Raw genomic sequence first — 12,044 nt, forward strand, 5'->3', positions numbered from 1 at the left:
GAAGTATCAGGATATTCACTATAATTCTTTGTGTAATAAAAATGATTATCATATCAATTGCATTTTGTGTTGCTGAAAATAAAACATTAGTTATAATCTTAACCTCACCTTAATCCTCAATCTAATTGTAAAACGGAGTTTTACCTTGTTAAGTGTGTTTTTTGTCGCTCTTCTGAGCCTTGCAATTGCGTTAATTTACTGCACAAACAAGCATCAGCGCTTGTTAAAGCGACCTCTGCCAAACAATGCCAGATCTGCTGGCTACATTCTTCTGGCAATTACATTCATTTTTGCAATACAAATTTTTGCAGGTGCAGCGGTCGTATTTAGTTGGCTTATCGGTGTCATGGTGCTCACTGCACTTATTCCCTTCACCATCTTAATACTTTTTAGGAAATCACAATGAGCCGGTTGTCTCAAGCCGAAAAGGTTCAACCCGATTGGTTAGGTAAAACGCTGGCAGGCATTATTTTAGGCCTAGCGTTGAGTTTTGGTCTAGTTGGCCTTTTTGCTTGGCTTGGTAGTGACGGCCTAACCCAAACGATAAGTGTCGAGAAGCACAGTTGGCGCACCCAGTTCAATATGTGGATGGTTTCACCTATTTGGCTGTTAATTTTAAGCTTTGTATTTATGTTTAAAAATTATAAGCAAGCAGTACTTTGGTTGGGTGGGGCGAATATCGTTGTGTATGTATTATTGTATTTTGTAAGAGGGATGGCATGAAGATCCGCGCTGATATTTTAAGGATTTACCAGAGCGTTCATACTTGGACGGGGATCACCACAGGATTGCTGCTGTTTATCGGATTCTTTGCTGGTGCTATTACGATGTTTGCGAGCAGTATCGATAAATGGGCTACGCCTCCTTCCCATCATTTGTCTCAAGTAGAAACCACCCAGTACGATGAGTTGCTCCGACGTGCTTTCGTACAATATCCAGAGTCACAAAACGGGATTAAAGTCAGTTTTGAGGAAGGACAATCTCCCATTACGTGGTACCAACAAGGTAATGCGAGAGGGTTAAGCTTAGATAAGCAGCTATGGCATGGGACCTTGAATGAGTCCGGTGAGCTTGAAGCCCATACCAGCTATATCAATGAGCTGTCGTCATTGGTTGATTACCTTCACCGCAGCGCAGGTATTGTAGGTGAAATCGGTCACGACCATGCTGGAGTTTATGTACTTGGAATAGCTGCAATCTTGTATTTTGTAGCACTGGTATCTGGGGTGATCTTCTTATTGCCAACCCTAGTGAAGAGCTTCTTTGCGTTAAGAGACAAAAAAGGGGCTAGCCGTTTTTGGTTAGATACGCATAACTTAATTGGGATCACCAGCCTACCGTTTCATATTATTATCGCGATTACGGTGATTGTATTCGCATTTCATGATTTCTTATACGATGGTCTAGGCAAACTTTACGGTGATAAACCACTATTTGGGCGTGAAGCGCCGTCAGCGGTTGAGTTTAAAGTTGAGAACTTACCCAGCATTGAAGAAATCATGGAAAAGGCACGTGCTTATGCACCTGAACATCAAATTAAAGAAATTACCCTCAGTCGCTTAAATAGCAAAGGACCTTCAGCTTCTATACAACTCGTAAGTGATGAGCACTTAATGCGCGGACCTAACACAGACTTTTTGTTTATGAATCCTTATACGTTTGAGATTTCTACAAGCAGTGTTATGAACGGCGATCAAGGTATCTGGGGGGCGGTGGTTACCACGTTATTCGGTCTTCACTTTGGGAGTTACGGTGGTGAATTTGGACGCTGGGCTTATTTTATTATGGGGATTTTAGGCGCAGTGCTGTTTTATACAGGTAACTTATTGTGGCTTGAGAAGCGCCGTAAGCAAAAACAACCAGAGCAATCAAAGTCAAGCCGAGTGATGGGTAAATTAACTATTGGCGTGGCAATGGGCTCATTATTGGGTGTAGCCGCGGCGTTTGCCGTAACAAAATGGACTGCGTTGACCACAATGAACATTAATGTTGTGTATATGTGGGTCTATTATCTGTGTTTTGGGTTTACCTTGATTGCGGCATTCGTTATCGGTATGAGTAAAACGGCAATTTGGTCACAAAGGGCGATTGCCATTTTGTGCTCCTCGTTGCCACTGACTTCAGTCATTGCTTTGGCAATCCCAAGTCTTGGCATTTGGCCTGCGACAGCTTGGTCCTCTATTGGTTTGGAGTTAACTGCTGTGCTCTTAGGTGTTATTTTTTGGCGAATGGCAGATAAGACAAAGCATAGAGCTTACTATGGCGAAGCCAATAGCATTTGGTTTATTGGTCAGCATAAAACAGAATGTGAATTACAAACGCAGTCAGCGTAGTAAAAATGTAAAAAGGGGTGAGTAACTCCTTTTTACTTACAAAGTGTCATCTATTTTTTCAAATCTGTTATCCTACTCGTTTTGCAATTCTCTACGGAAAAATTATGGAGCTTACAGCCTGGTTAAGCCTTGCTGCTATTTGTGCTTTTGGTGCGATGTCACCAGGTCCAAGTTTAGCGGTTGTCTTGCGTTATAGCCTATTTCATAGTGCCAAACACGGTATCGTCGCAAGCCTTGCGCATGGTTTGGGAGTTGGAATTTATGCCAGCCTAGCAATCTTAGGGTTGTCAGGGCTTATTCATCAATTTCCGATTGTATACCAATTTTTGGTTTACGGTGGTGCTGCCTACTTGGCATGGATGGGGATAAAAATCTTAATGAGTAAGAGCCAAGGGTTGGCGGTATCACAACCTCAAGCAGCAACGTCGTATGCCAAAGCTGCGCAGGATGGTTTTGCAATTGCATTTTTGAATCCGAAATTGGCTATTTTCTTCGTCGCACTCTTTTCGCAGTTTATCGACCCAGAAAAGATGACATTAACGGTAGGTTTTATCATGTGTATCACCGTGCTAACGATAGATGCGTTGTGGTATTTTATTGTCTCAATTTTGAGTGCTTCAGCAAGAGATAAATTCGATTTAACGGCCAAGCGTGCTGTAATTGATAAAATACTGGGCTGTGCCTTTTTACTGCTCGCCATGCGAGTGATTTACCAATCCTTGTAGCCATTGTAAGCACTTCTTGGTCGGCGCTCTATCTTTGCGCCCATCAAGCTGAACTAATCTAACCCCTTGCGCTGTATGTAGTTATGAAGAATAAATGCTTTGAGTTTTTCGTTATCGGTTTTATTCATTGCAAAGGATACGGCGAGCTCAAGTGGGCTTGCCACTTTTATCGAGTGGACATTTGCAAACAGTGGAATGGGGTCGGCAAGATATAATTTAGCAATCCGACTGATCACATTAATTTGGATTGCATTTGCTTGGTAGGGAAAAGTATTAATCAGTCCACCAGATTGGGATATGGAGACCATGTTAAACGGCATCATTTGAGGAGACAATCTAAATCTGACCGGCGTTGATGGGCAGGTACGCCAGCTACGTGGCGCACTAGAGTTAGCGGCTTCCACGATATTAGGTGCTTCTAAGTTGTTGTCTAAAATCTCCATCAATGCCGATAGGTCGCTAAGTGGAAACTCGACCTGCTCGTTGGCATTTTTGGCAACGAGACTAAACTGAGAACTATTTGAAATACTCGCAAGTAACTTTTTAATCTCACTGTGAGTTTGCTGTTTTTGATCCCAAGCTTCCGGCAATAGCGAGCCTGCAACGCGATTACCGGCTAGGGTTCGGTTTATGAATTGTAATTCTTCCTTCGTCAATTTCATGATTAAGCACATCCATTGGGTGGTTGATATTTATACAGCAAGGTTTATACCAAATTCCGCTTTCGTTGCTATTGCGGCGTTTCTTTTTTAAGTACGGGCTTTGCAATTTGTTCAGCAGTAGACTTGTTGCCATTTAGCCTTCAAATAGGGCAACCTAACGTACCTAAGCGGCAATGAATTGCCCATGAAGCTGTACGAGTTATTTAAGAAAATGAAATATTTCCGTGTTCAGTGGCTATTGATATGAATTCATCGGCTGATTGTTGAAAATATTTATTTGGAATAATGCTTGCAAAGGTCTAGCACCGAGATTGTTTTTTAGCCTTGCCCAATGCCAACGTTTTTAACTGGACATCAAGTATCGCTCATAGAGCCTACTTCACTGAACTTTTCACCTGTAGAGCGAGAGAAGTTAGTGATCCCGAGCGCTCATAATCAGCTTACAGCAAATGACAATCACCTTGCTGCTGGTGGGGGGCGTGCTCACACCTTTAAACAAAACTTTATGAATGCCATGAGCAGTGGCTCGGCTAGCGAAACGTCGCAACATGACAAAAATGAAGCGTTACTGCAGTTCCAATTTGCGGATCACGAAGTTCTATTCGACCTTACAAGCATCGCCTCTCATGATGAGGCTGCTTACGAAAAGCTCCGAGCGTTGCTGGCTGATATGATGACAAGGCCTGTAAAGGTTGATATCAGTAGTAAAGATCAAGCGCAGCAATTACTGTTTAAAAATTTAGAGCTAGATTTTTTAGCGTACAAGGAGCTCTCTGAGCGGTTGGAAATGTTAGCAAAGCTTGACCATGAAACCGAAAGTCAAAAAGCATTGGCACAGCAAGATAGAGATCGCATTCGTGCGGTAATTGCCAGTTTACATGCACGTCTAGAGAAGGGCCAAGAGGCGTTACTCGGTGGAACAACATTAAAAGCGTTGGATGTAAATCGCAAAGATTTTGAGCTTGAATTAGATAGCCTATTTACCAGTGTTGGCTTTGATTCGGATATGCCAGTAACTGGCATGACTTGATTACCGTGATCATTATTGTTTGCTGGGATTTGTACTTTTTACCAGGTATAAAATGTAGTAGCCCATACCCGAATCTCACCGTTTAAAAAGAACGGGGCTAGACTTTATCTGACATACGTTTTGAGCGAACAAAAGACGGTCGTCAACGTTACTTTTGTTCCACAAAGCGCACGTTCTATTAAGCTAACCCACTAAAAGCGAAGGCTAACACCGTGTGGGAGTCATTATGTCTATAACACAGAATCAACTCCTTGCTCAAAACGGTTAGTTGAACTATTATTTGTACGTTATTTTGTACCAATTGGAGTTCAATATGAGTCGTATTCATTTCGATCAAGATATTCAGCCGTTATCTGAATTTCGCTCAGGTGTGGCTTCTTACATCAAACAAATCAATGAGACTCGCCGTCCATTGGTCATTACACAACGTGGTAAAGGTGTAGCTGTTGTTCTCGATGTTGCAGAGTATGAAGCAATGCAAGAGAAAATCGAATTACTTGAAGAAATGCGCACAGCTGAAGCTCAATTTGCTTCAGGGCTTGGTGTTTCCAATGAAGATGCTCGTGCTCAAGCACTGGGGCGCATTAAGAAATGAAAGTAGTTTGGTCTCCATTAGCGCTTCAGAAGCTAGGAGATGCAGCAGAATTTATTTCTTTGGATAATCCACCTGCGGCAGAAAAGTGGGTAAACGAAGTTTTTGACAAAACTGAACTACTTGGAAGTATGCCTGAAATGGGGCGTTTTGTTCCTGAAATGCCCAATACTAACTATCGTGAAATCATTTTTGGTCACTATCGTATTATCTATAGCTTAAGCCATGAGATTCGCGTACTAACAGTTCGTAATTGTCGTCAAATGTTGTCAGAAGATGACGTGTAAAACTGTTTTATAATCGAGTAGCCGAGGGTATCTAGCCCTCAGCCCCACAACACCCTGCATACGGGTCCGTACAGGGCGTTTCATCTAACAGATTACCCGGTTGGGTAATGCACTTTTATCCATCCGTCTCTGAGTGAATATAGTCCCTCGTTTTTCAGATAATTTAAGCTTAAAGCCTGTTGAATACCGGGGGGGGAACTGCGCCAAGGCCCTTTACTTGTGAGGAAAAAAAGGGAAAATAAGTGACATCCATCTCAGAAAAATAAGTGACATCCATCACTATTGATATTCAAGCTGGGGAAGTGAAGTAAAAAAGAGAAAAATAAGTGACATCCATCACTATTGATATTCAAGCTGGGGAAGTGAAGTAAAAAAAGTATGTAAACACTCCAATCATTTTGGTCAAAAACGTTCATTAGATAAGAAAATAAGTGACATCCACTGAAGAAAATAAGTGACATCCACCACTATGGAAAATAAGTGACATCCATCACTATTGATATTCAAGCTGGGGAAGTGAAGTAAAAAAGAGAAAAATAAGTGACATCCATCACTATTGATATTCAAGCTGGGGAAGTGAAGTAAAAAAGTATGTAAACACTCCAATCATTTTGGTCAAAAACGTTCATTAGATAGGCTAATTCTTATCGCCTAGGCGTATCTCTACAATAAAACTGGGTTATCGCGCACGACAACGCGCTGTAAATACAACAGTAAGAAATTCTAGCGTTGAGAATGTGAGTTTTGCTAAGCCAACAAGCGCTCGCAGTTTGTTAGGTTTGTCCGTCGTCGTTTTTGAAGTGTTTCGCAGTAAGCGGTTATTGTCCGCTCTCGACCAACTGCACCGTGAAATACCCGTGAAAATTGTGTAGTGAGTTTTATCCAGTTTTCAGGTTCGATATTTAATCGAGAGAGTATAGGTTGTGACTCAAAGATATGACCTCGCTTGTCGGCGCGAATACATTGGCCTGTGAGTTCAACCAACTCAATATAGGATTTGAGCTCAAAAGGCAGTCCTTTCGGCATATGTTTTTTTGGGCTGCCAGCAAAGCGTAGTAGGCTTTTTGGCTGTTTACCTAATTTCGCATGGTCAATTCGCTTTTTGATGCTGGTGTAGTCTGAGGTTTCAGGCGTTGCGGCGATGTTGGCTCTAATGGGGTTTAGGTCTACGTATGCGAGACAAGCTACCAGTGCAGCTTCATCCAGTAATGCTTGGGATTTAAATCGTCCTTCCCAAAATCTGCCTGTACAATTATCTTCTTTATTTGCTCGGCGGGCGATGTCTTCGTTAAGCACTCGCATAAACCAGCTAATATCTGCGAGCCTTTCTCTGCACTCATCAACCAGCTCGTCGAATATCAATTGCTCCGATTCATTGAGAGCCTCACCTTCAATAAACTTTTGGCTTATCCAATTACCTTTAAACAGTTTGTGCCATCGTATGACAATCGCTTCATCCGACAGGCGCTCAGTCTTTCTATCATCAACATATAAAACAATGTGAGTGTGATTACTCATCACGGCATAAGCACAGATATCAATACAAAACACAGACCCCAACATCAGGAGCTTTTCTTCAACCCAATCACGGCGGTGTTCGTATGATTTGCCAGTAAATTTATCTTCACCACACAGAAAAGCACGCCTTACGCAACGGGAGATACAGTGGTAGTATTTGGTGTCGGTTAAACTAATTTGTCTTTTACGGGCAATAGCCATAGTTTGGTTTCCTCAATCCTTTGAGTGCAGAATTAAAGCTTAGGCGGTATCTTAGGAAGGTGCAAATTAGTGGTGGGTGTCAGCGATTTACCGCTATTTTAAGTATTCATCAGCCTGAGCAATTTGATTTCTTAGCAAAGGTATAAGTTCTGTGGCGAGAGTAACCACCCGATGTTTATTCCCTTTTCCATTCCAGATCCGAATGCACTTGTAGTCAAAGTCAATGTCCTGAACTCGTAGTTGAACAGCTTCCATTACACGTAAGCCGCTACCATACATTAAGCCTGAAATTAAATAATATCGTTTACTTAAAAACGACATGAGACGTTTAACCTCCTCGGGGGCCATAACAATTGGCAACTTAGATTGGCGCTTGCTTCTGATAAACGTTAGATTGGGGCACAAATCCTGTTTAATTATTTGCTTATACAGAAAAGATAATGCATTTAACGCTGTCGCTTGTGTTTTAGGCGACACATTACGTTTAAGCACAAGGTAGTCGAGATATTCGACAACCTCGTTATCGCCCATTGAAGCTGGGTGACGCTTATCATGAAAATGAATATAGGAAGAAATCCACTTAAGATATGTATCAACTGTTCTGAGCGAATATTGCTTAGTCAGCATAAACTCTGCGATGTGGTTTAGAAATGGTGAACGAGTTCTCATTGAATTAGCTCTAAAAAGAAACTGTATTTATATACAGTATTGGCGTATTTCTCCTATAGTCAAGAAAACGACTCACTGGGTCGTTTTTATCCTTTTCATAGTTTCTATAATGATTAAAATATATCTGTAGCAACAAGTTAGTTATTGTGATAAAACTGGTACAATGAGAATAATGACCCATGACTCGGTAGATAAACGACCCATTGGGTCGATATTAAATTGTTAAGAGCCACAAGGAGAAATCGTGAGCATCAAGGAATTTTCCGAATCTGCTAAGGGGTTTACGAAAAGCCCGCTAGGCATAATAGCTCTATTTATTGTGCTTGTTTATGGATTCGCATCGCTAGTGGTGGGCTTCGGGCAAAATCTCACAAATCATATAGCGCCACTCATATACTTTATGGTGTTCTTCCCTGTAATTGTATTCTGCGGGTTTCTTTGGCTTGTAGCAAAGCATCACAATAAGCTTTACGACCCCTCTGACTTTAAAGACGAAGAAAACTTCCTCAAAACACAGATTTCATCGGCAGTTTCCCTAGCCGCTGCCGTATCAAAACATCCAGATAATTCAGGAGAGCTTCATCAAGATCAACTTGATGAAATTGTAGAGCTTGTCTCTAAAACCAAGAAATCCGCTCCTAATGAAAAATGGAAAAATCGCGTGCTTTGGGTTGATGATCGACCCGAAAATAATGTTTATGAGCGGCAGGCTTTTGAAGAGCAAGGTTTACATTTCGAACTAGCGTTATCTACTGATGAGGCGATTCAAACACTAAAACATAAGAAGTTCGCCGCGATAATTTCCGATATGGGAAGAAAAGAAGGGCCCCAAGAAGGATATGTACTTCTTGATCGGCTCAGAAAATCAGGCAATAACACGCCTTTTGTAATATATGCAGGTTCAAATTTGCCAGAGCATAAGCGAATGGCTCGTGAGCGTGGTGCGTTAGGTAGCACCAATAGAGCTCAAGAGTTATTTCAACTAGTCATGGGGGCCGTGCAAAATGACTCTTAACAAAGCCAGCCAGAGGGACTTCCGCACTGCGTGCTCCAGCCCCTGCTGGCGGCGTTAGGTGTACAAGCAGATGCAGCCCAGATTAGAGATCGAATTTTTACGAGATGACCCTGCGAAAATATGGGTAAAGGCGAGCAATGAAACCTTCGCTGGAGAAACGGAGCACTACATAAATGCTCAAATGTTGGAAAAACTAGCAGAACAATTATCACTGTTTCCTCAATCTAACTCTGATAAAGTTACCTTTAAAGTTGGTGACATTGACTCACATTATGGGCATTGTGAGCTCAAATTTCATTGCTTCGATTCTGCTGGTCATACGGCTGTATTAGTCTCTGTATCAAATGACAGAGCATGTATTGCAAAATTTGTTGTTCAATTTGAAGCTTTATCATTGGATGCCTTTGTAGCTTCTATGAAATTAGCTTTAAAATCGGGGTCAGGTGTTTCAGAATTAATTGGTATAAAGCCGTATACACAAAACGTGTAAGTACACCTAACACATATGAACCTTATCCGGTCAAGTAAGCATAACGATTCTTTTTAGCTGCTTTTAAGCAGCTAATTTGTATTGGCAACGCTTAAACCTGTTCAACTTCGTTATGTCGGTTAGCCGTTAAATCGTTTACGGCAAACACATATAGGGGCGTTACGCCGTAATCTCTTAATGCGATCTCATCGCTGCTTAAATCAGTCGATACAACTTATTGTTTAGGGCCACTAGACATTCATCGGTTAACCTTAATCTTGCGCTACTCAAGGGGATGTTTCGACTTAGAATTACAAACAAGTGTTCATCACTCATATCAAAAGTGTTTCTAAAATAAGCGAGTTATTGGCGTTTACGTACTTCTCGACGTCAAAATCAGCTTATCGCGCACGGCATTGGGAGGCTACGGTTAACGCAGCTTGAGGAGTTATTGCTAAAGCCTCTATTTGGTCCAGCCAGCAAACGTTCACAATTTGCTAGGTTTGTGCGCTGTCGTTTTTTGAGTTTTTTACAATAAGTGGTCAGTACTCGCTCTCGGCCATTCTTCAATGAATTTCTAAGTTACCCAGTTGCTTTTAAACAGCTTGTGCCAGCGTATCACAATGGCTATATCAGATATACGACTAGCCTTTTTATCATCAACATGCAAATACAAACTTGAGAGATAAACAGGCTCTTGTGCTAAATAGCCTAAAGCTAAGTAAATTTTACGCAAATTATACGGCAACGGAATTTCGACAAGGATAGAATAAAGACATAGCGCAAGTTGGAGTCACTATGTTTTCCGAGAATGGATTTATTGCCAAGAATGAGTATCTCGTTAGTTTTCTGGTTTTGCTGTTAACCAGCGCCTTTGCCGTTGCCTTAGACTCGTTGCTGCATTCGGCGATCAGTGTGCTGCTGGTATTACAGTTGGGCGTTGTTGTTGTTTCTCTCATCGCAAAACGTTGGATGGCACTGGGAGTGGCGATTGTTAGCAGTCTAGTGTTCAACTTTTTTATCACAGAGCCCAGATACACGCTTCATATGAATAACACCGAAGACGTGGTCAATTTAGTGGTATTTATCGCGGTGGCATTAGCTACCAGCTATTTATCGAGCTATATCAAAGAGCAAAAGCAGCAGCTTTTAGTTGCGAATGTGCGCTCTAATATCTTGTTGTCGGTTTCTCATGATTTACGTACACCGCTCGCTGCGGTGATGGGCGCGCTCGAAACGCTAGAAACCTATCGTGATAAGTTAGACTAAGATGAGCAAAATGAGCTGTTGGGGTCGGCACGATCAGAGAGCCACCGTTTGTTTCGCTATATCGAAAATATTTTGCAAGCCACCAAGTTACAGCATCAAGGGGATGAGCTTTCGCTGTTGAAGCAACCTACGTCTATTGATGTCTTGATTGATAACGTGATTTTGCGGCTAGGCGCGCCATGCGTCTCGAGAATGCCACAGAATATGAGTCCAATTCTCACGATACAAGCTGCACTCATTGAGCAAGCCCTGTTTAACTTAATTGAAAATGCAGTCACCTTTAGTCCCGATGGAGAGCGGGTTGAGATTTCCTTAGGAGAAACGCAGCAAGCGTTGTTGATATTTATTCAGGATAACGGCCCTGGGATCCCCGTTGCTCGGCAAAAGGAAGTCTTTACCGCCTTTAGCTCGTTTCGACAAAGCGTCAGCAAAGACGGTGGCAGTGGCTTAGGGCTGAGTGTGGCGAGAGGTATTATTCGTGCGCACGGCGGTGATATTCGCATTTTGCCCACGACGCAAGGCTGCACAATGGAAGTTAGTTTGCCAAAAGAGGAGGCGCATTGATGACTCACACCATTTTATTGATTGACGATGAAGAAGAGATCCGTCGTTTTATCCGCTTAGCATTAAAAGCTGAAGGGCTGAATTATGTGGAAGCCAGCACCGGAAAGGAAGCCATGTCGGTGTTAAAAGGTGAGCTGCCAGACTTAGTAATCTTAGATCTCGGGCTACCAGATTTTGATGGATATAGCATTTTGAAGAAGATCCGAGAAACCAGCAAGCTACCTGTATTGATCTTAACTGCGCGAGATCAAGAGGCTGAGAAGATTAAACTGCTGGAGGGCGGCGCAAACGACTACCTGACGAAGCCTTTTAGCATCAAAGAGCTGGTGGTACGCGTCAAAGTGCTATTACGAGATTTAGTACCGAACAAACGCTTGCTCGCCATTGACTACGGCAAGTTGATGATAGATCTACAAAAGCATCAAGTCATTATGGATAACGCACCATTAGCACTATCGAAAAAGGAATTTGCACTACTTAGTATGCTTGCGCAAAGAGCACAAGAGTTAGTCAGTCAGCAAACTTTATTAAAGCAAATTTGGGGCGAAAGCCATGTCGAAGATAGTCACTATTTACGGATTGTGGTCAGCCAGTTACGTAAGAAACTCAGTGACGATGCTGCTACACCAAAAATCATAGAAACTGAGCCCGGGGTTGGTTATCGGTTTTTACTTTTACCGCTCAATAAGCATTTCTCATAACGGAGTATA

Annotated in this window: 14 protein-coding genes and 1 pseudogene; 11 read left to right on the top strand and 4 right to left on the bottom strand. The window is 42.1% G+C overall.

Translation table 11 applies throughout. From position 1 onward, the window contains the following. The first annotated feature begins 402 nt into the window (after nt 1-402). The 3 genes from PPIS_RS23285 to PPIS_RS23295 all read left to right on the top strand — a co-directional run bounded on the left by PPIS_RS23285 (nt 403) and on the right by PPIS_RS23295 (nt 3,058). On the top strand, nt 403-723 hold the full coding sequence (locus PPIS_RS23285) for a hypothetical protein (RefSeq protein ID WP_010377819.1): 321 nt from the start codon (nt 403-405) through the stop codon (nt 721-723). Then, nucleotides 720-2,333: a PepSY domain-containing protein gene (locus PPIS_RS23290; protein WP_010377822.1), complete on the top strand. Its 1,614-nt coding sequence runs from the start codon at nt 720-722 to the stop codon at nt 2,331-2,333. The genes PPIS_RS23285 and PPIS_RS23290 overlap by 4 nt, the downstream gene beginning before the upstream one ends. Before the next feature lie 104 nt (nt 2,334-2,437). Continuing rightward, nucleotides 2,438-3,058 carry a LysE family translocator gene (locus PPIS_RS23295; protein WP_010377825.1) on the top strand — a complete coding sequence of 207 codons (621 nt, stop codon included), beginning with the start codon at nt 2,438-2,440 and terminating at the stop codon, nt 3,056-3,058. A 53-nt stretch (nt 3,059-3,111) separates the two neighbouring features. Here the strand turns inward: PPIS_RS23295 and PPIS_RS23300 are convergent, their stop codons facing one another. Further along, complete coding sequence (locus tag PPIS_RS23300) at nt 3,112-3,720, bottom strand: hypothetical protein (protein ID WP_010377827.1); 609 nt, start codon at nt 3,718-3,720, stop codon at nt 3,112-3,114. 331 nt (nt 3,721-4,051) lie between these two features. Here PPIS_RS23300 and PPIS_RS23305 point away from each other — a divergent pair, with 331 nt between their 5' ends. The 3 genes from PPIS_RS23305 to PPIS_RS23315 all read left to right on the top strand — a co-directional run bounded on the left by PPIS_RS23305 (nt 4,052) and on the right by PPIS_RS23315 (nt 5,629). After that, a complete protein-coding gene (locus tag PPIS_RS23305; protein ID WP_010377829.1) occupies nt 4,052-4,750 on the top strand; it encodes a hypothetical protein in 699 nt (232 codons plus the stop codon). Nucleotides 4,751-5,063: 313 nt separating this feature from the next. Beyond that, complete coding sequence (locus PPIS_RS23310; RefSeq protein WP_010377832.1) at nt 5,064-5,345, top strand: type II toxin-antitoxin system Phd/YefM family antitoxin; 282 nt, start codon at nt 5,064-5,066, stop codon at nt 5,343-5,345. After that, nucleotides 5,342-5,629 carry a type II toxin-antitoxin system RelE/ParE family toxin gene (locus PPIS_RS23315; protein ID WP_010377835.1) on the top strand — a complete coding sequence of 96 codons (288 nt, stop codon included), beginning with the start codon at nt 5,342-5,344 and terminating at the stop codon, nt 5,627-5,629. The genes PPIS_RS23310 and PPIS_RS23315 overlap by 4 nt, the downstream gene beginning before the upstream one ends. 747 nt (nt 5,630-6,376) lie before the next feature. On the opposite strand, the gene PPIS_RS23320 is transcribed toward PPIS_RS23315, so the two are convergent. Both PPIS_RS23320 and PPIS_RS23325 read right to left on the bottom strand, forming a co-directional pair. Beyond that, a complete protein-coding gene (locus tag PPIS_RS23320; RefSeq protein WP_010373801.1) occupies nt 6,377-7,348 on the bottom strand; it encodes a hypothetical protein in 972 nt (323 codons plus the stop codon). Between the two features lie 93 nt (nt 7,349-7,441). Further along, nucleotides 7,442-8,017 (bottom strand): phage integrase N-terminal SAM-like domain-containing protein, encoded by a 576-nt coding sequence (locus PPIS_RS23325; RefSeq protein WP_010373800.1) that lies wholly within the window; start codon nt 8,015-8,017, stop codon nt 7,442-7,444. Nucleotides 8,018-8,261: 244 nt separating this feature from the next. On the opposite strand from PPIS_RS23325, the gene PPIS_RS23330 reads away from it, so the two are divergent. Together PPIS_RS23330 and PPIS_RS23335 are read left to right on the top strand one after the other, a co-directional pair. Beyond that, nucleotides 8,262-9,032: a response regulator gene (locus tag PPIS_RS23330; RefSeq protein ID WP_010373798.1), complete on the top strand. Its 771-nt coding sequence runs from the start codon at nt 8,262-8,264 to the stop codon at nt 9,030-9,032. 70 nt (nt 9,033-9,102) lie between these two features. After that, nucleotides 9,103-9,522 (top strand): hypothetical protein, encoded by a 420-nt coding sequence (locus tag PPIS_RS23335; RefSeq protein WP_010373796.1) that lies wholly within the window; start codon nt 9,103-9,105, stop codon nt 9,520-9,522. Nucleotides 9,523-10,081: 559 nt separating this feature from the next. Here the strand turns inward: PPIS_RS23335 and PPIS_RS25550 are convergent. After that, nucleotides 10,082-10,177 (bottom strand): annotated as a pseudogene (locus tag PPIS_RS25550) (transposase); the annotation flags it as partial. Between the two features lie 122 nt (nt 10,178-10,299). On the opposite strand from PPIS_RS25550, the gene PPIS_RS23345 reads away from it, so the two are divergent. Genes PPIS_RS23345 through PPIS_RS23355 form a run of 3 tightly spaced genes read left to right on the top strand, consistent with a single transcriptional unit; the run spans nt 10,300 to nt 12,035 of the window. Next, the gene (locus tag PPIS_RS23345) at nt 10,300-10,770 is read left to right on the top strand and encodes a DUF4118 domain-containing protein (protein ID WP_010373794.1); all 471 of its coding nucleotides are present in this window, start codon (nt 10,300-10,302) and stop codon (nt 10,768-10,770) included. 48 nt (nt 10,771-10,818) lie between these two features. Beyond that, a complete protein-coding gene (locus PPIS_RS23350) occupies nt 10,819-11,334 on the top strand; it encodes a sensor histidine kinase (RefSeq protein WP_010373792.1) in 516 nt (171 codons plus the stop codon). Continuing rightward, nucleotides 11,334-12,035: a response regulator gene (locus PPIS_RS23355; RefSeq protein ID WP_010373790.1), complete on the top strand. Its 702-nt coding sequence runs from the start codon at nt 11,334-11,336 to the stop codon at nt 12,033-12,035. The genes PPIS_RS23350 and PPIS_RS23355 overlap by 1 nt, the downstream gene beginning before the upstream one ends. The last annotated feature ends 9 nt before the right edge of the window (nt 12,036-12,044 follow it).

The sequence above is a fragment of the Pseudoalteromonas piscicida genome, from assembly GCF_000238315.3.
GTDB lineage: Bacteria > Pseudomonadota > Gammaproteobacteria > Enterobacterales > Alteromonadaceae > Pseudoalteromonas > Pseudoalteromonas piscicida.